General features: G+C 50.7%; 21 protein-coding genes. 8 read left to right on the top strand and 13 right to left on the bottom strand.

Going from position 1 to position 24,305, the window contains the following annotated elements:
* Positions 1 to 47 precede the first annotated feature (47 nt).
* The 3 genes from IQ268_RS19670 (at position 48) to IQ268_RS19660 (ending at position 6,015) form a co-directional block, all read left to right on the top strand.
* Entirely contained in the window at positions 48 to 2,714 is a 2,667-nt protein-coding gene (locus IQ268_RS19670) for a TIGR03960 family B12-binding radical SAM protein (protein ID WP_193882909.1), read from the top strand.
* A gap of 526 nt (positions 2,715 to 3,240) precedes the next feature.
* Positions 3,241 to 5,259, top strand: coding sequence for an Rne/Rng family ribonuclease (locus IQ268_RS19665; protein ID WP_193882907.1), 2,019 nt, complete (start codon positions 3,241 to 3,243; stop codon positions 5,257 to 5,259).
* 90 nt (positions 5,260 to 5,349) lie between these two features.
* Positions 5,350 to 6,015, top strand: coding sequence for a ribonuclease HII (locus tag IQ268_RS19660; protein WP_370584687.1), 666 nt, complete (start codon positions 5,350 to 5,352; stop codon positions 6,013 to 6,015).
* On the opposite strand, the gene IQ268_RS19655 is transcribed toward IQ268_RS19660, so the two are convergent.
* Positions 6,012 to 6,605: a DUF1997 domain-containing protein gene (locus IQ268_RS19655; RefSeq protein ID WP_193882905.1), complete on the bottom strand. Its 594-nt coding sequence runs from the start codon at positions 6,603 to 6,605 to the stop codon at positions 6,012 to 6,014. The genes IQ268_RS19660 and IQ268_RS19655 overlap by 4 nt on opposite strands.
* Before the next feature lie 270 nt (positions 6,606 to 6,875).
* On the opposite strand from IQ268_RS19655, the gene pheA reads away from it, so the two are divergent.
* Positions 6,876 to 7,745, top strand: a complete 870-nt coding sequence (gene pheA / locus IQ268_RS19650; protein WP_193882904.1) for a prephenate dehydratase — start codon at positions 6,876 to 6,878, stop codon at positions 7,743 to 7,745.
* Between the two features lie 76 nt (positions 7,746 to 7,821).
* Here the strand turns inward: pheA and IQ268_RS19645 are convergent, their stop codons facing one another.
* From IQ268_RS19645 to IQ268_RS19625, 5 genes are all read right to left on the bottom strand, one after another.
* Positions 7,822 to 8,427, bottom strand: a complete 606-nt coding sequence (locus IQ268_RS19645) for a hypothetical protein (RefSeq protein WP_193882902.1) — start codon at positions 8,425 to 8,427, stop codon at positions 7,822 to 7,824.
* 98 nt (positions 8,428 to 8,525) lie between these two features.
* A complete protein-coding gene (locus tag IQ268_RS19640; RefSeq protein WP_193882900.1) occupies positions 8,526 to 9,518 on the bottom strand; it encodes a DUF362 domain-containing protein in 993 nt (330 codons plus the stop codon).
* Between the two features lie 13 nt (positions 9,519 to 9,531).
* Positions 9,532 to 9,825: a hypothetical protein gene (locus tag IQ268_RS19635; RefSeq protein WP_193882898.1), complete on the bottom strand. Its 294-nt coding sequence runs from the start codon at positions 9,823 to 9,825 to the stop codon at positions 9,532 to 9,534.
* A gap of 119 nt (positions 9,826 to 9,944) precedes the next feature.
* Positions 9,945 to 10,553 carry a methyltransferase domain-containing protein gene (locus tag IQ268_RS19630; RefSeq protein ID WP_339383424.1) on the bottom strand — a complete coding sequence of 203 codons (609 nt, stop codon included), beginning with the start codon at positions 10,551 to 10,553 and terminating at the stop codon, positions 9,945 to 9,947.
* On the bottom strand, positions 10,553 to 10,864 hold the full coding sequence (locus tag IQ268_RS19625; protein ID WP_193882894.1) for a c-type cytochrome: 312 nt from the start codon (positions 10,862 to 10,864) through the stop codon (positions 10,553 to 10,555). The genes IQ268_RS19630 and IQ268_RS19625 overlap by 1 nt, the downstream gene beginning before the upstream one ends.
* A 438-nt stretch (positions 10,865 to 11,302) precedes the next feature.
* Between IQ268_RS19625 and IQ268_RS19620 the strand changes: the two genes are divergently transcribed.
* Positions 11,303 to 12,145, top strand: coding sequence for an HAD family hydrolase (locus IQ268_RS19620; RefSeq protein ID WP_193882893.1), 843 nt, complete (start codon positions 11,303 to 11,305; stop codon positions 12,143 to 12,145).
* Here the strand turns inward: IQ268_RS19620 and mreD are convergent.
* Genes mreD through IQ268_RS19605 form a run of 3 tightly spaced genes read right to left on the bottom strand, consistent with a single transcriptional unit; the run spans position 12,142 to position 14,634 of the window.
* A complete protein-coding gene (gene mreD / locus IQ268_RS19615) occupies positions 12,142 to 12,711 on the bottom strand; it encodes a rod shape-determining protein MreD (RefSeq protein ID WP_193882891.1) in 570 nt (189 codons plus the stop codon). The two genes, IQ268_RS19620 and mreD, sit on opposite strands and share 4 nt — an antisense overlap.
* A 59-nt stretch (positions 12,712 to 12,770) precedes the next feature.
* Positions 12,771 to 13,541, bottom strand: coding sequence for a rod shape-determining protein MreC (gene mreC / locus IQ268_RS19610; RefSeq protein WP_193882889.1), 771 nt, complete (start codon positions 13,539 to 13,541; stop codon positions 12,771 to 12,773).
* 49 nt (positions 13,542 to 13,590) lie between these two features.
* The gene (locus IQ268_RS19605; protein ID WP_339383422.1) at positions 13,591 to 14,634 is read right to left on the bottom strand and encodes a rod shape-determining protein; all 1,044 of its coding nucleotides are present in this window, start codon (positions 14,632 to 14,634) and stop codon (positions 13,591 to 13,593) included.
* Between the two features lie 493 nt (positions 14,635 to 15,127).
* On the opposite strand from IQ268_RS19605, the gene IQ268_RS19600 reads away from it, so the two are divergent.
* Positions 15,128 to 15,493: a single-stranded DNA-binding protein gene (locus IQ268_RS19600; RefSeq protein WP_193882885.1), complete on the top strand. Its 366-nt coding sequence runs from the start codon at positions 15,128 to 15,130 to the stop codon at positions 15,491 to 15,493.
* A gap of 78 nt (positions 15,494 to 15,571) precedes the next feature.
* Here IQ268_RS19600 and IQ268_RS19595 read toward each other — a convergent pair whose 3' ends face one another.
* The 3 genes from IQ268_RS19595 to IQ268_RS19585 form a co-directional block, all read right to left on the bottom strand.
* Positions 15,572 to 16,012 carry an NUDIX hydrolase gene (locus tag IQ268_RS19595; protein ID WP_193882883.1) on the bottom strand — a complete coding sequence of 147 codons (441 nt, stop codon included), beginning with the start codon at positions 16,010 to 16,012 and terminating at the stop codon, positions 15,572 to 15,574.
* Positions 16,013 to 16,075: 63 nt separating this feature from the next.
* Complete coding sequence (locus IQ268_RS19590) at positions 16,076 to 16,537, bottom strand: DUF3531 family protein (protein WP_193882880.1); 462 nt, start codon at positions 16,535 to 16,537, stop codon at positions 16,076 to 16,078.
* 32 nt (positions 16,538 to 16,569) lie between these two features.
* The gene (locus IQ268_RS19585) at positions 16,570 to 17,736 is read right to left on the bottom strand and encodes a quinone-dependent dihydroorotate dehydrogenase (RefSeq protein ID WP_193882956.1); all 1,167 of its coding nucleotides are present in this window, start codon (positions 17,734 to 17,736) and stop codon (positions 16,570 to 16,572) included.
* Between the two features lie 441 nt (positions 17,737 to 18,177).
* On the opposite strand from IQ268_RS19585, the gene IQ268_RS19580 reads away from it, so the two are divergent.
* Together IQ268_RS19580 and IQ268_RS19575 are read left to right on the top strand one after the other, a co-directional pair.
* Complete coding sequence (locus tag IQ268_RS19580) at positions 18,178 to 21,006, top strand: GAF domain-containing protein (protein WP_193882877.1); 2,829 nt, start codon at positions 18,178 to 18,180, stop codon at positions 21,004 to 21,006.
* A 103-nt stretch (positions 21,007 to 21,109) separates the two neighbouring features.
* Positions 21,110 to 21,304 carry a hypothetical protein gene (locus IQ268_RS19575; RefSeq protein WP_193882872.1) on the top strand — a complete coding sequence of 65 codons (195 nt, stop codon included), beginning with the start codon at positions 21,110 to 21,112 and terminating at the stop codon, positions 21,302 to 21,304.
* Between the two features lie 52 nt (positions 21,305 to 21,356).
* On the opposite strand, the gene secA is transcribed toward IQ268_RS19575, so the two are convergent.
* The gene (gene secA, locus IQ268_RS19570) at positions 21,357 to 24,170 is read right to left on the bottom strand and encodes a preprotein translocase subunit SecA (protein WP_193882867.1); all 2,814 of its coding nucleotides are present in this window, start codon (positions 24,168 to 24,170) and stop codon (positions 21,357 to 21,359) included.
* Between the last annotated feature and the right edge of the window lie 135 nt (positions 24,171 to 24,305).

The raw sequence follows: 24,305 nt of genomic DNA, 5'->3' as shown, positions 1-24,305 counted from the left end.
TAGTGGACTTAGCAACGTCTAATCCTACGTACTGGAACCATTCTGCCGTGTCAGTTGCAGTTGAACAGCTATTAACCCCGGAAATTTCTCGACCCGCCCGCTACCTCGGCAACGAGTTAGGAGCCGTCCACAAAGCGTGGGAGTCGGCAGCGGTTCGATGGGTGCTGACCTACCCTGAGGTGTATGAGGTTGGTGCTTCTAACCTGGGGCATATCATTCTCTACAGCATCTTAAATGCTCAGCCTCGGCAACTTTGCGATCGCGCCTACCTCCCGGCTCCTGACTTAGCAGCCAAGCTGCGGCACACTCAAATACCGTTGTTCGCTGTAGAATCACGGCAGATTCTACTTAATTTCGACATTCTAGGGTTTAGTCTCAGCTACGAGCTGGGGGCAACGAACATCCTGGAAATGTTGGATCTGGCTAACATCCCCCTTACCTGGAAAGAGCGTAGAGACGATCCAACGGGTCGCCTCTATCCTTTAATTTTTGCAGGTGGTCAGACCGCGACTTCAAACCCAGAGCCGTACGCCGACTTCTTCGATTTTATTGCCCTGGGAGATGGCGAAGAGCTTTTACCCGAAATAGGTCTAATCCTTGAGGAAGGCAAAGCACTAGGTCTGAGCCGCGAAGAATTGCTGCTGGACTTGGCGCAGGTTCCAGGGGTCTACGTGCCGCAGTTTTATGAGATGGCAGCCGATGGCTCTGTTCATCCTAATCGTCCTGATGTGCCAGCGCGAGTGCTTCGGCGGGTTGCCACTCCAATTCCGGCCTATTCCATTGGTTTAGTGCCCTATGTTCAAACGGTGCACGATCGCCTTACGATTGAAGTCCGTCGAGGGTGTACGCGCGGCTGTCGTTTCTGCCAACCCGGAATGCTAACTCGTCCGGCTCGTGATGTTGAACCCGATCAGGTGGTCGATGCGATCGAGCAAGGCATGCGAGCCACTGGCTATAACGAGTTCTCCCTGCTCTCACTCAGTTGCTCCGATTACCTGGCTTTGCCCGCTGTCGGCATTGCCATCAAAAATCGGTTGAAGGACGAGAATATTTCTTTATCGTTGCCCAGTCAGCGAGTCGATCGGTTTGATGAAAACATTGCCAATATCATCGGCGGCACTCGCCAAACTGGGCTAACGTTTGCCCCTGAAGCTGGCACTCAGCGGATGCGGGACATCATTAACAAGGGGTTGACCAACGAGGAATTGTTGCGGGGTGTTAAAACAGCCTACGAGCAAGGCTGGGATAAGGTCAAACTCTACTTCATGATTGGGTTGCCGGGTGAAACCGATGCCGACATTCTAGGGATTGCTGAAACGCTACGCTGGTTGCAACAAAACTGTAGCACCAGAGGCAAGAAGCGCCTTAGCTTCAACGTCACTATTTCGAACTTTACGCCTAAACCGCATACTCCGTTTCAGTGGCACTCGGTATCTACCACTGAATTTTTGCGAAAGCAAACCCTGCTTCGTCAGGAGTTCCGCAGCATTAAAGGACTCAAAGCCAATTTCACGGATGTCCGCATTTCGGCCATGGAAGATTTCGTGGGACGAGGCGATCGCCGCCTGTCTGCGGTCGTTCGGCGAGCCTGGGAGTTGGGAGCCGGAATGGATTCGTGGTGGGAAAGCCTCGACCGAGCCTTTGCTGCATGGGAACAGGCGATCGCCGAAGCAGATTTAACCTGGAAATACCGTCAGGTTGAAACCGGCGAGTGGAATGTGTTTGGATCAAGCCGGGATGACTCCAGTGAAGGTCTTGACCTTCACGCATCTTGCCAAATGCCCTTACCCTGGGATCACATTGACACTGGCATTGACAAACAATGGCTTCAGGCAGACCTCCAACAAGCATTAGAGGCGGCAACAGTACCCGACTGCTCGTTTGATGGCTGCTCTCACTGCGGCGTGTGCGGCGCTGATTTTGGGCACAATATTGTGGTTGAAGCACTCCCCATTCCTCAGTTTGCTGGTCATTTTGTGCCCAAACAAGATCGAGTTCAGCGGCTGAGAGTTTGGTTTGGCAAACAAGGAAACATGGCTCTGGTCAGCCATCTTGACCTGATTCGGTTGTTCGATCGTGCGATTCGTCGAGCCGCCCTGCCTATCTCGTTTACCGGAGGCTTTCATCCCGGCCCACGCATCTCTCCGGCTAATGCGCTTTCCCTGGGAGCCACTAGTTCGGGAGAAATTGTGGACTTTGATTTAACTGAGTCGATGGATGTTGCCGAGTTCCAGCAACGGTTCGCGGCGCAACTGCCTGCTGATATCCCGGTTTATCGGGTAGAGGCGATCGATCCAGCTTCAGAAGCGGCGACAAAACGGTTGGAAACAGCAGAATACTATATCTCCTTAACCGTCAATGACGACTCAAACCAGCCATCAACCAACGATTGGCAGCAATGGATTGAGCGCATTTTAGACGCCAGCGAGATTAAGATGGAGCAAATCACCAAGTCTGGCGCAACTAAGACCGTGAACTTGCGCGATCGGCTGTTTGATTTAGAGTGGATTGCTCCAGATCGCTATTCTGATCTGCCCACATCCATTCCCCCATTGCTGGCCGCTGCCACAACGCTGCTTCGCTATGTCGGTAGCTGTCGCAACGATGGAACGCTACTGCGACCAGAGCATGTCGTTCACCTGCTGGAGCAAACGGTTCAACGAGACTTTCAACTGCGGCACATTCACCGCAGCCAGCTTTTTCTGACCCCCTAAGCCACTGGTTCGTTCCGAACCTCCAGTTTTCGAGTTAAACGACACGATGGTTCGAATAGCTCCATAACTGCCGGCCGCCAACGCTGGCAGACCTGATCTTCAGTTCACTGTTCAGTGATTCGACTATGATTTCTAAAAAAACGTGATTTTGATAGCGCAGGAGTCACTCCGCGCTATAATACTTTTCTAAAGAGCTGTTGTGGACTGAAAGCTCTTTAGGTTGCCAGTGGTTCAATCGGCAGCGCGAACTGAGCAAAGTCCACTTCTGCAAAGCTTTTGACTCACTTTTGATCATTGGGTAGCCGTCTCTAGGGAGAGGGTCTCTCCCCAGGGATTCACCCCCACCATTGGTTCACTGGTTGATATCCAACCCTTCCGAGGTTCTGGGTACTTTGTTGATTTAGGTAGGAGCAGCTTCGTTGTCTCCACACTATGTCGAATTTTTTTACTTACGAAGTCTTAATACCAGCAAAACGGCACTGATGAAGCTAGTGACCGCAACGCTGCTATTTTTTGAGGAAGTTGAATGCCGAAGCAAATTATTATTGCCGAACAGCACCGTATTGCTGCTGTGTTTTCAGAAGACCAAATTCAAGAACTGATTGTTGCAACTGGAAGTCATCAAGTCGGCGACATCTATCTCGGTGTCGTTGAGAATGTATTACCTGGTATTGATGCTGCATTCGTCAACATCGGTGATGCGGAGCGAAACGGGTTTATCCATGTCACCGATTTAGGCCCGTTACGGTTAAAGCGAGCCGCTGGTTCCATCACTGAACTGCTAGCCCCTCAACAGAAAGTGCTGGTTCAGGTGATGAAGGAACCAACCGGCAATAAAGGACCTCGCCTCACGGGTAATGTGAGTCTTCCGGGTCGTTATCTAGTGTTGATGCCCTTTGGTCGGGGTGTTAATCTTTCTCGCCGCATTCGCAGTGAATCTGAGCGCAACCGTCTACGAGCGCTAGCTGTGTTAGTGAAGCCTGCGGGAATGGGGCTTCTTGTGCGAACCGAAGCCGAAGGGATGAATGAAGAGGCGATTATTGAAGACCTGGAGACCCTGCAAAAGCAGTGGGAAAACATTCAGCAGGAAGCCGTATCAACCCGTCCGCCTAGTTTGTTGAATCGGGATGATGACTTTATTCAACGCGTGCTGCGAGACGTTTACAGTGCGGATGTCAACCGCATTGTGGTGGACTCTCATACGGGCATGAAGCGGGTGAAGCAGCACCTAACCAACTGGAGCGGAGGTCGATCGCCCAATGGAGTCCTGGTCGATCATCACCGCGATCGCATTTCAATTCTGGAATATTTTCGGGTCAACGCGGCGATTCGTGAAGCGCTTAAACCCAGAGTGGATCTGCCGTCGGGTGGCTACATCATCATTGAACGGACTGAAGCCCTAACGGTGATTGATGTCAACTCGGGTTCGTTTACACGCTCCGCCACTGCCCGTGAAACCGTGCTGTGGACAAACAGCGAAGCGGCTGCCGAGATTGCGCGACAGCTTCGATTACGCAACATTGCCGGAGTCATTATTGTTGACTTCATCGACATGGATTCTCGCCGAGATCAGCTGCAAGTGTTGGAGCAATTCAACAAAGCCCTAAGAGCTGATAAAGCACGACCTCAAATTGCTCAACTGTCGGAGTTGGGGCTGGTTGAGCTGACGCGTAAGCGCCAGGGACAAAATATCTACGAACTCTTTGGAAGAACCTGCCCTACCTGTGGTGGATTGGGTCACCAGGTGCATCTGCCAGGAGAACTAGACAAAGAGACTCCAGAACCGCTAGAGGCAGTTAGAACTCCGGTATTCCCCGAACCGCGTGTGCCCGTTCGAGAAACGTGGGATGCCCCCAGTGATGACTTTGATGCCGACCCCTCTGCCGATCTGCAAGAGCTGGATCTGGTTAACCATCCCAGTTACCAGGAGCGCAACCGCGATAACCGCCGCCGCCGTCGCAGCCGTGCTCGAATCGGTGATGTGGTTTCTAAGAATGAGGTGGTTCCCAAAGGGCCTTTCCCCAACAAAGTAGAACCTGAGGTGGAAGAGGATTTTGCAGCGGCGGAAGAACCGATCCTCAATACTGTGCCGCTGCCCAAAGAGAACCGGGTTGACAAGCCAGAGCGGGGGCGATCGCAGCGACGGGAAAAGCCTGTTGAACAGCCTCAGGTGATTGCAGTCGAAATGACACCCGAAGAGCAAGATGTTTATGCCCTGATGGGAATTTCTCCTCTGGTGCTGTCTCCGGAACCCGTGAAAGATCCGAAATCAACGGTAATCACTGTAGCCTTACCCGGACAAAGCACTCGTCAACCAGACAGCATCACTCCAGTGACTTTACCGCCTCAGGAGTTGGTAATGCCCACTCCAGCTACTCCAGATGCCGCTATCTCAACCCTGCCTCCGCGAGCGGTAGCACCCATCGAAGAAACGGTAGCCGTAGGGGCGATCGCTGTCGAATCAGACGAAGACGACAATAACGGTACGGGTGTCCGTCGCCGTCGCCGTCGTCGCTCGTCCGCAGCAGACGGTGAGCAGGACTAGATTTACGTCGTTCCCCTGGTCGCCCCGTTTCTGAACGATTTGGCGAACCAATGTCAGCCTGTGCAGCTTAGTGCCGACGCCCTGTTTGTGATTCAAAACCAGTTAATTCTTTTGTCAGCAGATGAGTTCGTTGCTCACCCCGGTCTGGTGGCGGGTGTGGATGAGGTTGGACGAGGAGCCTTGTTTGGCCCGGTTGTTGCAGCAGCCGTTATATTGCCAGATGAGGCTCTTGCAGATTTAGCAGGGGCAGGGGTTACAGACAGTAAGCGTTTGTCTCCTCTCCAGCGAAACCAGCTAACGCTACACATTCAGTCGGTAGCGATCGATTGCCGTATCGGTGTTGCATCTGTCCAAGAAATCGATCGCTACAACATTCTGCAAGCGTCACTTTTGGCTATGCGACGAGCCATTAGCCGCCTTACTCCCCAACCAACCCTCTGTCTGATTGATGGCAACCAACGGGTTCCTGATTTAAGGATGCCGCAGCAAACTCTGATCAAAGGCGACCAACAGTCCTTGGTAATTGCAGCAGCCAGTATTGTTGCTAAAGTCTGGCGCGATCGCCTGATTAGCAACCTGGCAGTCAAATATCCTGGCTATGACCTGGCTAGCAATAAAGGGTACGGCACAGCAAAACACCGTCTGGGGCTAAAGCAACTTGGGCCGTCTCGTCAGCATCGGCGATCGTTTAGCCCCTGCTCCCTTAAGTCACAGGCAGCAGGGGCTATGGAAGAATCAGACGAATCTACGGTTTAGGCTGTTGGGCTTTGAGGAGACAGAGACGGTTGCTCCAGTGGCCTGGGTTCAGCCCCTTCTAGCTGAACCATCGCCCATCGGTGATAGTCGGACAGCAGTTGATGCATCAACCGCTGTTTGATGGTCAACAGCACACTTCGCAGCAGGCCATTTCCGGTCGCTTCCAGCAATGATTTGGGAGTCAGGCGAAAGGCTGGCGGCAAATCAACTTCAACCTCTAGATCCGCTTTTCCCGTTAGTCGAGTTTCGCCATCGATTTGGTCAGGAACCAACCGCCCAACCAGATTTAAGCTAAACCGTTGATTGATGTATTCAACTCCACGAATATCGCAGCTAACCGACTGTAGGTGAATCACTCCATCCGCTCCCGCCCATATCCGCATATCTACGGTCGGCTGAATGCTTAGCATCATAAAGTTGAGCGGGCGCATCTTCAATCGAAAACGATCGGCACCAAGCTGCTCTATTCGGCTCGGATCAACCAGTGCGTTAACGAGGCGCTGCGGCTGCCGAAGATAATGCTGAATCGGAATGGGCTGATTGGGTACTGTTAGTTGAACGGATTGGGATGCACTAAAGCGAGTATGCATAGTGTAAAGATGAAGAACCTACTCATTTCATTGCTCTGCGAATCCAGCAATTAACTAAATTTTACAATTTTTCTCAGGAAAAACCTCGTCCTTAGGAGTATATAGCCTTCAGCTATCATCTTCTAAAGCTACTTTAACGAATCTTCATTTCAAACGGCTCAGGTGGAGAAATCATTCATCCTGGCTTGAAGCAGCCTGCCAGACATTACCGAGAGCAGCAAAGCTTGCTATTCTTCTACCACCTCCATAGCATCAACGCTTCATGAAACCATGACACTATCCATTGCTTATTTAGGGCCACCGGGTACTTACACGGAGAGTGCAGCGATCGCTTGCACAGACTGGTTGGCACAAACAGCAAATACCCCTTCTGTATTGTGTCCATGTCCCAGTATTGCCCAGACGCTTCGAGTGACCGCCAGCGGACAAACGCATTTAGCGGTTGTCCCTGTCGAAAACTCCATTGAGGGAAGTGTCTCAATGACACTGGATACGCTTTGGCAGCTCGATATGCTGCGAATCCAACAGGCGTTAGTACTGCCCATCTCTCATGCTCTGCTGTCCTTTGCTGAAACAACGAACACTATTCAAACCGTTTATTCCCATCCACAGGCGTTGGCCCAATGCCAGGGCTGGCTTGAGGCATTCTTACCCTCTGTGCAGTTGGTTCCCACTAACTCAACGACAGAATCGTTGCAGCACCTGGGCAATAATCCGACGATTGGAGCGATCGCACCACAGCGAGCCGCACAGCTTTATAACCTGCCAGTTCTGGCACACCCTATCAACGACCATCCTGATAACTGCACCCGGTTCTGGGTGTTGAGTTTGGAGCCATCCCCAGGCGGCAACTATACATCCCTCGCGTTTAGTGTTCCGGCCAACGTTCCGGGTGCATTGGCTAAACCACTCCAAATTTTTGCCCAACGGGGCATTAACCTGAGCCGAATTGAGTCTCGCCCGCAAAAGCGATCGCTGGGAGACTATCTCTTTTTCATCGATATTGAAGCAGATGCCACCCTGCCTGCCGTGCAGTCGGCATTAGCAGAGTTAAAAACCCATACCGAAACGCTCAAAATATTTGGCAGCTATGCCGTTTTGCCCGTTGCTAAGGTTTCGGCATCCTCCAACGACTCCTAACCACTCACCCATACCGGGACAACAGGGGCAATCCGTTGCTGGGCGCAACACGGACTACATTCAAAGAAGCGTTTATTTATAGACGAAAATCTGAAGTCAGCGACAGTTCAACCACTTGATTTGGCACAATAATGACTGTTTCACGATCCACCATTTCCACCGTATTTTGGCGCATGGGTGGAGACAGTTGAGTGCCAGAGGCAAGAGCAAATTCAGCTACCAGCAAATAAGTTTTTCCCGACGTAGTGACTTGATGAGCGACAAAACGTTTGCCTTGCTCGGTTGAAATAATATTTCCTTCCATTTGGCTGCTCGCAGGTAAAATTATTTTCCCGGCAGCATCAAAAATGGGCTGGTCTAAACTCAACGTCAACCGATGCGTTTCACCGGGTTGCACTACTTGCTCTTCACCCTGGTAGTGGGTCGTGACTTTAGCGCCGCTCCGCAACAGCGCATGGTTACTAGAGTGATGACAATCTTGAAACAGACACCCCACCGAAAATGACCCCTTGAACAACTGGGTTAGCAGCATCGGTTCAACAGCAGACTGGTCGCCCATAAAAATAGTGGGGATAGCAGCCAACGTTGCAGTACTCCCAATTGCCCAAACGACACATCCAACGGCGGAGCCAATCAGTAGTTTGGGGGTAAATGCGATCGCTTTGAGACCCAGGGAGCCCATAATGAACCGATCTCCAATCAATTCAACGGAATTCTACTAGTCAAGTGGTATATCTAGCGACTCTCTCTTAACCGCGTTAGTTCCCAGTGGCTGGTCGCTTATTGCGAGATTGAGCGTTCTCCGTAGGCCAACAGCGGTTCCTTGATGAACCGAATATAGAAGTGCCTAAATGTTGATTTAATCACCCGAGGCATTCCAAAATCAATGGGAACCAGTTTATCTGGCAATTTCCAATCTGCAACGCTTAGATCATCTGGAGCCAGGTGCGGAAAGTCGATCGCCGCCAAGTCTGGCCCCAGCCCCAACCGCTGAGCAGCCGTAATGGTTGGAATTAGCGCTGGATCAACCCTAAGGAGTTCAACCATCGCCCGGTCGAGCGCAAACACATTGGCCGAAGCACCCAACACCTCCAGCAAACGAGGTTCGCCCCCGCTGGGGCCATTACCTTGATGAGCCATGATGCCGTCTATAATCGTCAGGTTGGGGGCGATCGCCCGTGCCGTTTCAACCAGCATTGCGCCAAAGCGATCGCGATCCTTCCCAGCTTCCATGTGCCACCAGGCTTTCATTTTGCCAGGAACACAGCCAAACAGATTCTTGACTCCCAGCGTCAGGGTAAGCTGCACATGCGACTTTACCTTCGGTAAGTTAATCACTACATCCGTTTCCATTGCCTCTTTGCACAGCAACAGATGGTTAAACTCTTCGTTCACCGTTTGATACCGCTTACCCTGCAATTCCACTATCGGCAGATCCAGTTTGTCTAGAAACGGCAGGTATCCATTCGCTCGAGCCACGCCTGCCGCGCTGCCAAAGGCGGGGCTGTCTCCCAGAAAAGGCTGGCCGCCAGCTGCTTTGACCAACTGCGCCACCGCATAAACCAATTCTGGACGTGTGGTGCATTCTTTGCCGGGACGTGCCCCTGTGAGCAAATTGGGCTTTAGCAAAACGCGATCGCCCGGTTTTACAACCGCCTCCATTCCGCCTAGAGGTGCCAGCACATCATGCAGGGCAGCATTCAACGCTTGCCGCTCGTAGGACACAGCCCGCACTAAACTAACGACTGGCTGAACTGCTGTAGAATGCGTCATCCTTGCTCCTTGTTTACCGTCCTCGATTGAGTGCAGTGACTCGTTCTGCATTCGAAAAGATGCCCTCACCTTGTAGGTCAGACAATGGCGGATTCATCTCCACCTTGACCACATTATCAATATTGATTAAGACGGTTTGTTCAGGGAGATTAACAATCCACCAATTTCGCTCCAGAAGATGGCGCACCTCAAGCTGTAGACCCGCCCGAGGAGCGGTGTCATCCAACGGGTTATAGACATTAAACGACTCGCTGTGGCCATCCAGATAATAGAAGGTCAGTTGCGTATAGGTATCTCTGCTTTGCATAAAGGTAACACCCCCCTTAAGTAAATATGTCAATAGTGCCAAGGTTGAGAGGCTACAGTTTTCCTGACTTCACTGGTTCAATCCACCCTGCTGGTATGTTGATGGCTCGCTCCTCCTGCTCAACCTTCGGTAAAAACAGACAGCAGGACAGGCCCTAACAAATAATAATGAGCCAAACAGGTTAACCCCACCTGTTGCCCCATTTCCTCTCTAACCGCAGGGGGGTAGAAGCGAATGCCGCCCGGTGAAACGGGCAGATAAACCGATTCCAGCCGTTGCCCCATGCTGAAATCGACCAGGTAAAAGCGTCCATCCCGGCGCAGGGTGCGATGAACCTCCTGTAACACCCGCACTGGATTGAGATAATGCAGAAAGCTGAAGGAACTGAATACGGCATCAAATTGAGCATCTGCGAACGGTAGCGCCTCAGCATGGCCCTGAACATAGAGCAATCGTGGCCGATGGCGATTTGCCCGACGAGCCTGTTGCAGCATCTCAGCAGAAAAGTCTAGCCCCGTTCCCTGCATCTGGGAAAACTGAGCAGCAAGACGATCGAGCAGTTTCCCTGTGCCGCATCCCAAATCCAATACAGTAGCGGCATCTGGCAAGGTAACGTAGTCTAGCAACCGCTGATGCGAGGCTTGATAAAACACCGATGGAAACAGGCTATCGTAAACAGATGCCCAACGATCAAAGAGAGTTTGCTTCTGGCTCTCTAGGTGTTGCACTAATGCCAACCTTGCTCTGCCTGCTCTAGTACATACCCGGCAACGTCTTGAATCTGCTGTTGGGTCAGCCGATCGCTGTAGGCAGACATATTGTTTTTGCCGTTAGCAACTAAGTGAGCGATCGCCTCCAACGAAGCGAGTCCGTTTCGCTCTAGCGCTTTTTGTTTCAACGTTTTTCCGCGCCTAACAATATTGCCACCGCCCCCATGACACCCGATGCAATAAACGCCAAAGATCTGTTCGCCACTCTCCATATCAACCGCCAATGCAGACGGAGCAAGTATCAGCCCTAGCAGTAGCACTGATAGCATAATTGCCAATATCTTATTCAGCACAACTCAAACCTGCTATGAAGGCAATGTAGAAAACTGACCAAACCCATAGTGAGTTCATCACCGTTCTCTTATTACACCATGAGTCCAGCCAACTTAGCGCTTTGACCGTCTAAGTAATTGGTATTTGGCTACTCCTATTTGGGCACTACTAATGTGCAGTTAGTGTGCAGTCAATGTCCGCTGTTGCTAAAGGTTCAACCCACAGCTCTATGAATCACCATTTCCTAATATATTGAAGCAACCCCAGAGAAACCGACTGGAGCAGTGGTGAGCCAGAAGCTTCAGCTCAACCCACTCGGCTCATAAGCTTTTCTAATAGTAGAATGGCAAACACTTATTGACGACTTATAACAAAGCTGTTATTGTAAAGAAGCATTTCGTAATATCAACCTTAGACAAGTTTAGGCAACGTTTATGTCAGGTGCTGCAAATTCAGACCCTCTCCAGACCAGGCCATTCACTACAGGGCTAGCAACCACAGCAGATGTGACTGTGTTTTGCGACTTCGATGGCCCCATTGTGGATGTTTCTGACCGCTACTACAGCACCTATCAACTAGCGTTAGCCGAACTTCAAGCAAGCTACCGGGCCAAAGGGGTCGAGTTGCCGGTTCATTTGCTCAGCAAGGTTCAGTTTTGGCAAATGAAGCAAGACCGTGTTCCAGACCTGGAAATTGCAATGCGATCGGGGTTGCGCTACGAGCAGGTGGATCTGTTTTTGCACCACGTCAGTCAGATTGTGAATCAACCAGAACTGCTGAGCCATGATCGACTGCAACCCGCTGTCGAGTGGGCATTGTCTCTACTCCACACGCAAGGAATACGGCTGGTTTTGGTCACGTTACGGTGTCAGGCGCAAGCCACACAGATGCTAAAGGAGTATGGTCTTGACCATCTATTTTTGGATGTTATCGGCACTGAAGACCAGCACGCCGCTTATCGCAACTATGCAGAGCAAAAGGCCGAACTTTTAGCTGAAGCGATCGCCAGACGCAAAATTCACCATTCAAACACCAGCCAATCCTACTGCAATGAACCATCTATGGAGCGATCGCCTGGAGCCTGGATGGTAGGAGATACCGAAGCAGATATCCTGGCAGGGCAGGCGGTCGGCATTCCCACCATCGGGTTGACCTGTGGTATCCGTAGCCGCAGTTATCTTGAACGATTTTCACCCGACCACATCCACAGCGATCTGCTGTCTGCAGTTCACTATCTAATTCGTCACCATTTCGTTCCGTGTGCCGCTTATGCCTAAGCAGAGTCGGGAAGTTTGATTCGTTCCCACCAACGGTTAAGCGGATAATAAACAACGGGTGCCCAAAGGCTGCTGAGGATGGCTGAACTCAGTGCAATTCGCTGATGGTATACCCAAATCTCTCCTAATGTTGGATAAGCACCCAGCGTGTTTGAGCCAATGCCTTGCCAACTAAATTGAATCGCCGTGATGGTTTCGGTGACGACAGCCATCCCAAACACAATCAGTGCGATCGAGATAAAGTCTTCTTTCACGTACCGCTGTTTTTGCAAGCGAGCGGTCAACACACCAGCAACCACCAGGCTCAAAACATGAGTGGGATGAGCCGATGTCATTCCATCTTGAATTAATCCTAGCGCCAACCCGGCGATCGCTCCTTGAAACACCGTACGGTTAACGCTCCAGGCAACAACCCAAATTAGCAACCAGTTTGGTCCCACACCCAGCAGTTCCATACCCGGAAACCGAGTCGGTAAAACCAGTAAGCACAGCAAAACAGAACCGATGACAACAGCCCAATTGAGTAAGAGCTGACCATAGGGGCTTTCCTGGAACGAATCAAGCAATCTAATTCACCTCTGAAATGCTGACGCTAGATGCTGACGCTAAACTCCTGCGCCAGACATCAGTTACCCGAAAACACCTCGGAATCAACAACTTTGGGGTTAGGAAAAACCATCACCCATTCCAGGTGGCTGATCGGAGCAGACAACTCAATCACCGCTTCTGGGGCAGGGCTTTTGTTCAGGTTGACTGATTCTACTCGTCCTACTGGCAACCCGGGCGGAAAGAGTTGGCTAAAGGAGGAGGTAGAAACAATGTCTCCAGCGCGAACATCTGGCACTTTATCGAAAAATTCCATAACGGCTCGGTTCTCGGCCTGTCCCCGCATATAACCCATGTGGCGCGATCGGCTGATCGTTACACCCACCTGGCTGGTTGGGTCACTAATTAGCAAGACTCGGCTAGTGTTGGGGGTCACCTGAATGACTCGTCCCACTAAACCGCCTGTTCCAGAAACGATCGCACCAACCTGAATCCCCTGCCGACGACCACGACCAATGGTAACCTGCTGCCACCAGTGGTCAGCACTGCGGCCAATCACCGGAGCAGCAATTCCTTGATCTGGGCGAGTTTTCACATAATCCAACAGTTGCTGTAACTGCTGATTCTGATTTTCCAACTCAATCAAGCGTTGCTGTAACTCCAGAACCGCAGCGTTTTCCTCAATCTCGGCCTGAGTATATTCTGGTTCAAACGGACGAGATAATCGCTGATAGATCTCTACAACAAACAATCCTTGGTTTTGCCTCACTCCCCAGGCAGCGGCTATGACTAGACAAACGATCCCAGCCCTGATTCCGTGCCGATCCCACCAGCGTCTTAATATGTACATTCACACCACAATTGTTCGCGTTAGCGATGCAGAAGAACTACACGAATGTTTAGAGATTGCGAGAACGACCGCTAAATACCCGCTCTAATTGCTTAAAGTTTTCCAGAACCCGACCCGTTCCTAAAACAACACAGCTCAGCGGATCAGCTGCAACATGAACCACTATGCCAGTTTCATGGCTAATGAGGGTATCTAACCCTTTGAGTAGGGCACCCCCTCCAGCCAACATAATGCCCCGATCAATAATGTCAGCAGCCAGTTCAGGCGGAGTACGTTCCAAGGTGCGCTTTACTGCCTCAATAATGACAGAGAGCGGTTCAGACATCGCCTCACGAATCTCTGGCCCTTTAACAGTAACGGTTCGGGGTAAACCAGACAACAAATGCAAACCCCTTACATCCATCAACACATCATCGTCGTCATCAGATGGATAAGCAGAGCCAATCGAAATTTTGATTTCTTCCGAGGTTCTTTCTCCAATTACCAGGTTGTGAACCTTTTTCATGTACTGAGTGATGGCCTCACTCAATTCATCCCCGGCCACCCGTACCGACTCGCTCAGCACCGTTCCTTGCAAACTCAAAACGGCAACTTCGGTTGTTCCACCACCAATATCAATAATCATGTTGCCCGTTGGTTCAGCCACAGGCAAACCAGCCCCAATAGCCGCGGCAACAGGCTCATCAATCAAATAAACGTCACGCGCACCCGCTTGAGATGCAGCTTCCATCACCGCTCGCCGTTCAACTCCGGTTACACCGCTGGGAATACCAATGACAATTCGTGGAGATACTAGAGTACGACCTTCATGCACACGCCGAATAAAGTGCTTTAGCATCAGCTCAGCCGTATCAAAATCCGCAATCACGCCATCGCGAAGCGGACGCAGAGCAACCACATTTCCTGGAGTTCGACCCAGCATTTTTTTGGCATCTTCTCCGACGGCTAGGGGCACCTTATCATTGTGATCCATCGCCACAACCGAAGGCTCTTGAAGCACGATGCCTTTACCAGAAACATAAACCAGCGTGTTGGCAGTACCTAAATCGATACCCATATCACGCGAGAAGGAGAAACGACTGAAGAAACCCACTAGCTTCTAAGCTCCCAAAATCAGATGATTCGGCTTGATATCACACGGCGACCAGATTTACCCGGTCGAAGTGGATTTTATTATGTTTTACATCTACAGTCTAGTCGCCAGACAGACTCTTAATTATTGGCCTCTGAGACCGACACGCTCAGAAACTATTAGAATGACTATCTTCTAGAACAAATGGCTCTGCTCCGCACAGATTAATCAAGATAATCCTTAAATAACTTGAACATTAGCTGATATAAGATGTGCAGACTCTGTTTCGTGGCGTTTGTTCCTGCAACTGGCCTGAAACCAGCACTAAACGACCAGAACACATACCGTTCCTGATGATGTGCCTGTAGAAGTAAGGCGATCGCAACCGTTGAACCATTCAACCTGAACGGTTTTATAATTGATACAAATGTACGTTTCGTTTGAATTTCTAATCCTCGTTATTGTGGGGTTAGATTAAACTGATTTCACAACATCTCGATCGTGATTAAGTCCCATGAGTTTGAACGTTGTTAATTTAGTGGGTCGCGCCGGCAGAGACCCCGACGTGAAGTATTTCGAGTCAGGCAATGTGGTCTGTAATTTAACGCTTGCAGTTGATCGACGGCGGCGCAACAGCGACGAACCAGACTGGTTTAGCTTAGAGATTTGGGGTAAAACAGCAGAAATTGCCGCTAACTATGTCCGCAAAGGCAGCTTAGTGGGTGTCACGGGCACACTCAAATTTGACTACTGGCAAGATCGCGGCACTGGTGCTGAACGATCGAAACCAGTGATTCGTGTGGATCGGCTAGAGTTGCTAGGCTCGAAGCGAGAGAGCGAATCTGGAATGAATGCCAGTTATTCTGAGGATGAATTTTAAGACACCGACTGCCGATATCCACAACAAGAGCCAAACTTCATTCAAAGGGTTTGGCTCTTGTCATGTGGCCTTCTGGCCTCAAGCAGAGGGTTTGAGGTAATCCAGAAACGACTCTGGAACGAGGCGTAGATCTCCTGATCTAATCCGCTCGACTTCAATCCACATTGCTTTGTGGGGGCGATCGCGCTCGTTAAACGTCAAACTCTCTAGCTCATAGAATTTAGGATCGGCAAAATCGCATTCATAGAGTTGGATCAGCTCATGCCCGGGTTGTCCTTCAAACGAAAAGATGTTCTCAATACAGCCCAGGTATTTGATATTAACCAGCTCGGCTTGCACTTCTTCTTGAAACTCGCGCTGAAGAGCCTCTAAGCTGGTTTCTCCGAAATCAACGCCGCCCCCCAAGGCGCGATAAAAGCGCTGCTGTTTAACTGAGTCGTATCCTTCAGAGACAAAAATACGATCGTTCGCACGAATCAGCCCTAACGCTATCACTCGAATATGACCCGGTTTTCTCATCAGTCAATGCTGGGTTAAGGGTTGTGGTATTGAAATATCCATAGCTGAGCGATGGAACACTGGTTAATTTTGCTCGTTTTCGCCTCCGTCCAGCGAAGGACGCTTGCTGCCTGGAATTTTCCAATCTGAATTTTCACCGCCAATAATCAGCCTCACGATTGGAACGTAGTCCTTGCTGAACTGCTTGAGGGCGTTGATCAACACATCCAGGGCGATCGCATCTGTAGTGCCCAGGTCAAACCAACATCGCCCCCAGTTGCCCTGGTACTCAACCTCTGCCATGTTGTGCATCAGCGCCATGAAGCTGCTTTCAGCCTGGTCTTCGTCATAGTTGAGATAGCTGATATCCAAACCAGTGTCTTGAACTTGCAGGTTTTCGGCATTAAACCCACCTAATTTGCCGAGGAAAAACCAGGAGTTGAAGACCTCCTCAAGATACTGCTGCTCCATGGAGGCTGGAGTAGTTTCAAACTCCAGCCACATCCATAAATCAAAAAAGTCACACTCGCGAAACTCTACTTTCATAACCCTGTTCAATTCCTCTTGCGTTGAGAAGGCTAAGCACTTAGCCCAACCGCGTCTGCGATGGTCGCTAAGTCGTGCTGTTCTAATTGGTGTGATAACCCTTCTAAAATTCGTCGTACCATCCAGGGGCCTTCATAGATCCAACCGGTGTACACCTGAATCAGGCTGGCACCTGCTGTAATCTTTTCCCAGGCATCCTGCGCTGTAAAAATGCCGCCAACCCCGACAATGGGTAGCTGTCCTCCTGTTTTTTGGTAGATAAAACGGATGATTTCGGTGGCGCGTTGCCGAACAGGGGCACCACTAATGCCACCCGCCTCTTCACTGACTGGGTTTCCGGTGGCCGCAATCTGCTTTGTGATCAGATTGTCCCGCCGAATCGTGGTATTGGTTGCAATAATTCCAGCAAGTCGATGCGCTTGAGCCAGATCGATCACCGCCGCGATCGCATCCCACTCCAGATCGGGCGCAATTTTCACCAGGATCGGTTTTTGGGCATCGTTCTCTTGTTGCAGTGCTATGAAGATACGTTCAAGTTGATCCGCCGCTTGCAGCGATCGCAATCCGGGCGTATTGGGGGATGAAACATTGACCACAAAATAGTCTCCCAACGCCTTTAGTAGCCGAAAGCTGCCAACATAATCTTCGGCGGCCATCTCTAACGGCGTAATCTTGGACTTCCCCAGGTTAATCCCAATTGGAATAGAGCCAGCCACCAATCCATTTTGCGAGGTCTGGCCGGCAAACGGCGCAGTCAGCCGCCTGCGGCTCAACCGCTCTGCCAGCGCGGCAGCTCCTTGATTGTTAAATCCCATACGATTGAGGGCAGCCTGATCTGAGGGCAGCCTAAACAGTCGAGGTTTTGGGTTTCCCGGTTGGGCATGTAAGGTTACCGTTCCCAGTTCAGCAAAGCCAAAGCCAAAATTGGGCCACATCCCTACCGCCAGACCATCCTTATCGAAACCAGCCGCCAATCCAACTGGGTTGTTGAACGACAAGCCCCACAGAGTTTGCTGCAAGGCCACAGGCTGAATACAGTAAGCCTGCTGTAGCTGATGATGGAGCCAGCGAATTGGAGGGCGATCGCGCTGGGCATCCATCCAGTTCAACATTTGGAGCGATCGCTGATGCAGCAACTCTGGATCGGCTTTCAATCCCGAAAATAAAACAGGGCGCACAGCAGTTTGATAAATATCCAACGGTGTCATCCAACCATTCCTCCCCATTATTCTCGAAATTGCAAACCGTTACCAACCGAGTCAAAAAGATATATAGAGTGGACTCGTCTGGGGCACTCTAAAAAAGGGTGCTGTATCACTGAAGAAAACGAAGCGTGAAATGGGTTGGTTTAACAGAGCGCTACAGCCTCTTAATAGAACCAACAGGGGCTATACATTAGGGTAAGGGAAGCACAAAGAATGGCAATGCAACCGCCTTGCTATTCAGAACCAGACGAATGGCCTTTCTTCGTCAGATACTGTGATAACAGGTGCCTACTCCATGAAATCAGGGTGCAGAGTAAACTCAGCAGATAAACGCTCAGCCGTGTAAATGCCTCTTGGGAAACCGATCCAACTAGCTGCACTTGTTTGTCCCAACGAGCTGTATAGGCAACCCGTGTCATATAGGAGTTAAACAGCATGGGTTCGCAAAAAGAACCATCAACCTATGAAAAACAATTGGTTGCCTTGGGACGCACTCTTCAAGCCTTGCGGGAAGAGGAAAATTCAGATGCGTTAATCGAGATTACGCTTCAATATCTACAGGTCGAGTTTAACTATGCCCTGATCTGGATTGGGTTATACGATCGCGTCGAGCATCGACTGGCGGGCAAGGGCGGAGTGGCTCCCAGTGGAGATGCAATTTTTCTGAAGCAGCGCTTCACCCTCAACCCGGGTGACTTGCTAGAGCAAGTTGTGATTCAGCAACGTCCAATTGGGGTGCCAGACCTGCGCGAAGAAAGTAGAGCCGGAGAATGGCGCAGAGCCGCCCAAAAACATCAGATTCAGGGCACTATCATCTTCCCCATTCGGCACAAAGACCGCTGTTTAGGTGTGACGCTGCTGGGATCGCTGCTTTGGGGAACATCACCCCATTCTGAGGAAAAAGCGCGCTTGTCGATGCTGTTAGGAGCCTTAGCAGAAGCGCTTTATCAGTTGGAGAGCGACTGGCAACGGCAACAAACCAAACGACCCGCCGAACCGCTTTTAGTGCTGCTGTCTAAACTGCGATCGCTTCCGACCCTCAAGCAGCGGCTAGAAGCCATCATTGATGAAACCCACCGATTCATTAACCCCGATCGTACTAACGTCTACTGGTTTGAGGCGGAACGTCGCTACTTTTGGCGGCGGTTGGGCAACCGAGACAAAACGGGAAGCGTTGGTGAAGCTAACCCACCTGCATCTGGAATTGCCGTGCAAGAGGTGAGCAGTTTTTACCAGGCTCTTGCCGCTGATCAGCTGGTATCCATTGGAGAAGCCCATAGTTCTCTCAAGGCGGATATCACCGGACGGTTGATGCAACAAATTCAAGCGCGATCGCTACTAGCTGCTCCTGTTCTGTTTCAAAACGAACTGCTGGGGTTTCTGGCGGTTGAAGGGAGCGAAGCCCGGATCTGGTCAGAAGAAGAGAAAAATTATGTACGAGGTGCCGCCCAACTGGTGGCCTTAACAGCACCCCTAGAACGGATGGAAGAAACCGTTCAGCAGATTAAACTCGATCAATCCCTCACCGCCGAGATCACGCGAGCCATCTACAGCGAGGATGACTGGAATAACACCTTGAAGAAGTGTGCACAGCAGATCTGCCAGCGGTTGCGGGCTGAGCGGTTTTTGGTCTTGCTCTACAACAACGATCAAGAAGCATTTGAAATCTGCTATCAAACGCACCCGACTGGTCGCCGCCCTATTACCACGGCGTTGGAAAAGCTGAACGGAATTGACTGGCAAATGCTAGAACGCAGCACAGAGGCCGTTGGCATCGAGAATCTAGAAGAGGATCTCAAGCTCATGGCTTGGCGGCAGGTCTTTCTGGACGCGGGAGTGCGATCGCTGCTAGTGTGCAGCACGGCTACCAACCACCCCTTAGAAGGCATTCTGGTGATTGGCCAGGAATCAACTCGTGCCTGGAACCGTAGCGAGCGAGATATCCTCCGCGTGGTGAGCCAGCAAGTTGGCTTGATTTTGCATCAGTGGCATCTCCAGAGAGAGAACGACCAGCAGCATAAGGTGCATCAAACCATTCAGTGGGGGCTGACCACCATGCAGCAAACCCACGACCTGGAACGGCTACAGCGATCGGCTATGCAGCATATTGCTCAAGTATTGCAGGTGCCTTTAGCAACCCTCATCACCTGGCAACCCGGTCGAAAAACAGCCCGGTTGGAAACGCCTGTGTTCTCCAAAAAACAGTTTGGGGTAACTTCTGACATCACCATTCCCATCTACACCGATGTGTTGATTCAATCGGCTTTACAGGCAGATGGTTTGTTGCCTGTCAGCATTGATGCGATTTCTCCGGAAACGCGGCAATGGCTGAGCGGTTCTGATATTGGCCAAATTTTAGTGATGGCGCTGCGAACGGCTCCGGAGCATGAACCGACCGGAGTGGTACTGGTTGCCGACCATTTAGGGCGGTGCTGGGTCGAACGTCAGCTTAACGCCTTTGGTACATTGGCTAGCCAACTGGCCTGGTGTCGTCGCTATCTTTCGTTGACCGATGCCCTGACAGAACAACGCAAGAAGCTAGAACAACTGAATTGGTATAAGCAATCCCGGCTGGAAGAAATTTATCGCACCTTGGGCAACGGCGTGCGGCGCTTGAATGAGGTAAGCCATCAGAAAGATGCGGTATCCAGTATGCGGTTCCACCAAATTCTGCGGCAGTTTGGCAATATGCTGTCGGGCATGGCACCAATACTGAAACACGAGCAGTGGCAGCTTCATAATGAATACGAGACGATTCCTCTAGCCAGTTTGCTGAAGCGATCGCTTGAACGGGTGGATAGTTTGATCAAGCAACGGCAGCTTTGGTCCCAGGTGCACAACGACAACAGTCTCAATATTGGTGGCGATGTCATCAAAATTGAACTGGTTCTTTACGAATTGCTGACAGCCGCCTGCCGTCGATCGCCAGCAAGTGGACGATTAGATATCTGGTGCCGCCCGCTCGATACTCGGTGGTTAGAGCTGTCTATTACAGATAATGGCGTTATGGAACCGCGCCTGATTGAGGAGTTGAATACCGGTCGCCCAGACGATCTGCTGGCACCGTCTACATTAGACCAGCCACCGGGATTACATTTAGCAATTTGTCAGCTTTTGATGCAACAAATTGGAGGAGAATTTAGCCTGTACAAGCTGGAAGATGGTCGAGTTCTCAGCCGACTCGTATTACCCATTGCTGCAGGAACACCGATCACTCAAAGATCCCAGACCAAGACGGGGAGTGCAACGGGGTTCTTTGAGTGATTCTCTGGTGTAATCGTCACATTATTCCGACAGAATTCGAGAGTTGAACAGCAAGTAAGTCGTACTCAGCGTACATAGCAAAAGAACGGCAATCGAAATCATAGTGCTAACCCTGATAGATCTTTCCTTAGGATTCACAAAAACGGCTTCAAATCCTACTAAGCCAATTGGCGGAATTATTCTCAGCCAATTGGCTCTATTTCAATGCTACAGCTTAATAGCAACAGGGATTTCACGCAAAAGCGATCGCCCCTATACCTTTCAGCAGTGCGGCGATCGCCCCCAGTCAATCTATTAATCGTTCGCGACCCGTTTAGCGGCATGAGTGCCTGTTACTTGCAGCCAAACCGCTACACCATCTCTGACGATGTCTGTACGACGGGTTGCGGCTGCGGCTGGAACTGGAACAGCGAATAAACAACATTACGGCGAATGTTGGTCATCATGTCGAGGAACAGTTCGTAACCTTCGCTCTTGTATTCGATCAGCGGATCTTTTTGACCATAACCCCGCAGACCAACCGACTCTCGTAAAGCATCCATTTGCTGCAAGTGTTCTCGCCACAGCGTATCGATCTGCTGCAAGATGAAAAACCGCTCTGCCTGACGCATCAGTCCGGGCTGAATTTGCTCAACCTGAGCTTCCTTCATGTCGTACGCAATCCGTACCTGCTCGTGTAAGAAGGTTTTGATTTCGCCCATAGAAAGATCTTCAAGCTGATTGGGTTCCAGATCGGCCAGAAGATACACAAATTCTTTCACCTTGCTGACAAGCTTGTCTAATTCCCACTCTTCGGAGGGCAATTCGGGGTTGATATAAGCATCGACGATGTCATCCATCGTGCGCTCAGCATAGCTGATCACCTGTTCCTTCAGGTCTAGCCCTTCTAAAACACGACGACGTTCAGCATAGATGGCACGACGCTGGTTGTTCATCACCTCGTCATACTCAAAAACCTGCTTTCGAATATCGTAGTAGTAGGTTTCTACCTTTTTCTGTGCCCCTTCCAACGATCGCGTCAACATGCCAGACTCAATCGGCATGTCTTCTTCTACCCGGAACATTTCCATCAGCCGACCAACGCGATCGCCTCCAAAAATCCGCAACAGGTTGTCTTCCAGGCTGAGAAAGAACTTGGTAGTACCAGGGTCACCCTGGCGACCAGACCGGCCTCGTAACTGGTTATCAATCCGGCGCGATTCATGGCGTTCTGTACCAATCACATGCAGACCGCCCAGCCCAACGACTTCCTCATGCTCGGCACGGGTGAATCGCTCGTATTCTGCCCGAATTGAATTGTAGGCTTCTCGAAGCTTGATGATGACCGGATCAGCCGTGGGTGCCTTTTCAGACGCGATCGCAACGCGATCTTCGGCTTCTAGTTCGGGCAGCGATCGTTCCCCATACTGCCGTACTGCAAAATCAACGGCTTCTTTAAGAACCTGCTCGGACTCCCGCGATAGATCGGTTGGGTAAATTTGGGGAGACGCTTTCCAGGATTTCACCTTCTTGCCGTCACCTGGTGTAAACCCTTTACCGCCACCGCGACCACCACCGCCCATTACTTTGGTCACCGAAAAGGTATCTTCATCTTCGGGTTGCACAATCCGAGGCATGAAATATTCCCGCACTTTGAGACGTGCCATGTAGTCGGCATTTCCTCCCAAAATGATGTCTGTTCCTCGCCCCGCCATGTTGGTGGCGATCGTTACAGCGCCTTTACGACCCGCCTGAGCAATAATTTCTGATTCGCGTTCTACGTTTTCTGGTTTTGCGTTGAGCAAGTTATGGGTCACACCCAACTCGTTCAACAAGCGAGACAGCACTTCCGATTTTTCAACACTGGTGGTTCCAACCAAGACCGGACGACCCAGTTCGTGCATTTCAGCACATTCCTGAGCAATCGATCGCCACTTAGCCAGTTCTGTTTTGTACACCACATCCGACAAGTCTTGACGACGCGGTGAACGGTTAGTAGGAACGATCGTCACTTCCAGGTTGTAAATCTTCTCAAATTCAGCTTCTTCAGTTTTAGCCGTTCCGGTCATACCCGCCAGTTTCGGGTAAATCAAGAAGAAGTTTTGGTAAGTAATGGTAGCCAGAGTTTGCGTTTCAGGCTGAATCTCGACGCGTTCTTTGGCCTCGATCGCCTGGTGCAACCCGTCACTCCAGCGGCGACCGGGCATTACCCGACCGGTAAACTCATCCACAATCACAATTTCGTCATTGCGGACAATATATCTGACATCTTTGGTAAACAGCTCTTTTGCTTTGATGGCGTTAAAGATGTAGTGCGCCCAGGGATCTTTTGGGTCAAACAGATCGGTTACACCCAGGATCTGTTCCGCCTCAATAAAGCCTTCGTCAGCCAGGATGACATTTTGAGCCTTCTCGTCTACTTCGTAGTGCCCTTCCGCTTCTTCGTTTTCCTTGCGAGATAGTGCTGCTGCTACCTCCGCCGCTTTGAGGTACTTCTCACTCGGTCGCTCCACTTGGCCTGAAATGATCAGTGGAGTTCGCGCTTCATCCACCAATACCGAATCGACTTCGTCGATTACACAGTAGTTGAACGGTCGCTGCACCACATCTTGAATCTGCGTTGCCATGTTGTCGCGCAGATAATCGAACCCCAGTTCACTATTCGTGCCGTAGGTGATGTCACAGTCGTAATTCTTTTTGCGTTCAGCCGGATTCATCCCCTGCTGAATTAAGCCCACGCTCAAGCCTAAGAAACGGTGAACCTGACCCATCCACTCTGCATCTCGTCGTGCCAGGTAGTCGTTCACGGTAATGATGTGAACCCCTTTACCCGTTAGCGCATTCAAATAGGCAGGCAGGGTGGAAACCAGGGTTTTTCCCTCCCCCGTTTTCATTTCAGCAATTTGACCGTTGTGCAATACCATGCCGCCAATTAACTGAACGTCAAAGTGGCGCATCCCCAGAACGCGCTTCCCTGCTTCCCGCACGACGGCAAACGCTTCAGGCAGCAGATCGTCGAGCGATTCTCCCTTTTCTAATCGCTGCTTGAACTCCACTGTTTTGGCGGTCAGTTCCTGATCCGACAACGCCTGAATTTCTTCCTCAAGCAAATTGATTTCTACAACGTCCGGTTTGTATTTCTTGAGCTTACGTGCGTTGGGATCACCCAGCAGATTCTTCAACATGGCAGAAAAAAGAGATGACGGTCGAGAAACTTGGACTTGAATAAAAACAAATTTTAGGATGTGCAGAGTCGCCTAAAAATCGATGTCGAAGATGTAGGAGAGACGCTACACATCTGGCTTATTCGCTATGAAACA

It is taken from the genome of Oculatella sp. LEGE 06141, from assembly GCF_015207605.1.
Taxonomy (GTDB): Bacteria; Cyanobacteriota; Cyanobacteriia; order Elainellales; family Elainellaceae; genus Oculatella.
Note: the sequence above shows the minus strand (reverse complement) of the source record. Positions and strands in the feature narration are given on the sequence as shown.

What these genes read in the sequence shown, in the direction of transcription:
- IQ268_RS19655 (WP_193882905.1), bottom strand. Translation starts at nt 6,605, where the DNA reads ATGCATACTCGCTTTAGTGCATCCCAATCCGTTCAACTAACAGTACCC.
- IQ268_RS19600 (WP_193882885.1), top strand. Translation starts at nt 15,128, where the DNA reads ATGAGTTTGAACGTTGTTAATTTAGTGGGTCGCGCCGGCAGAGACCCC.
- IQ268_RS19640 (WP_193882900.1), bottom strand. Translation starts at nt 9,518, where the DNA reads ATGACGCATTCTACAGCAGTTCAGCCAGTCGTTAGTTTAGTGCGGGCT.
- IQ268_RS19580 (WP_193882877.1), top strand. Translation starts at nt 18,178, where the DNA reads ATGGGTTCGCAAAAAGAACCATCAACCTATGAAAAACAATTGGTTGCC.
- IQ268_RS19625 (WP_193882894.1), bottom strand. Translation starts at nt 10,864, where the DNA reads ATGCTATCAGTGCTACTGCTAGGGCTGATACTTGCTCCGTCTGCATTG.
- IQ268_RS19595 (WP_193882883.1), bottom strand. Translation starts at nt 16,012, where the DNA reads ATGAGAAAACCGGGTCATATTCGAGTGATAGCGTTAGGGCTGATTCGT.
- IQ268_RS19635 (WP_193882898.1), bottom strand. Translation starts at nt 9,825, where the DNA reads ATGCAAAGCAGAGATACCTATACGCAACTGACCTTCTATTATCTGGAT.
- IQ268_RS19620 (WP_193882893.1), top strand. Translation starts at nt 11,303, where the DNA reads ATGTCAGGTGCTGCAAATTCAGACCCTCTCCAGACCAGGCCATTCACT.
- IQ268_RS19665 (WP_193882907.1), top strand. Translation starts at nt 3,241, where the DNA reads ATGCCGAAGCAAATTATTATTGCCGAACAGCACCGTATTGCTGCTGTG.
- IQ268_RS19590 (WP_193882880.1), bottom strand. Translation starts at nt 16,537, where the DNA reads ATGAAAGTAGAGTTTCGCGAGTGTGACTTTTTTGATTTATGGATGTGG.
- IQ268_RS19645 (WP_193882902.1), bottom strand. Translation starts at nt 8,427, where the DNA reads ATGGGCTCCCTGGGTCTCAAAGCGATCGCATTTACCCCCAAACTACTG.
- mreC (WP_193882889.1), bottom strand. Translation starts at nt 13,541, where the DNA reads ATGTACATATTAAGACGCTGGTGGGATCGGCACGGAATCAGGGCTGGG.
- secA (WP_193882867.1), bottom strand. Translation starts at nt 24,170, where the DNA reads ATGTTGAAGAATCTGCTGGGTGATCCCAACGCACGTAAGCTCAAGAAA.
- pheA (WP_193882904.1), top strand. Translation starts at nt 6,876, where the DNA reads ATGACACTATCCATTGCTTATTTAGGGCCACCGGGTACTTACACGGAG.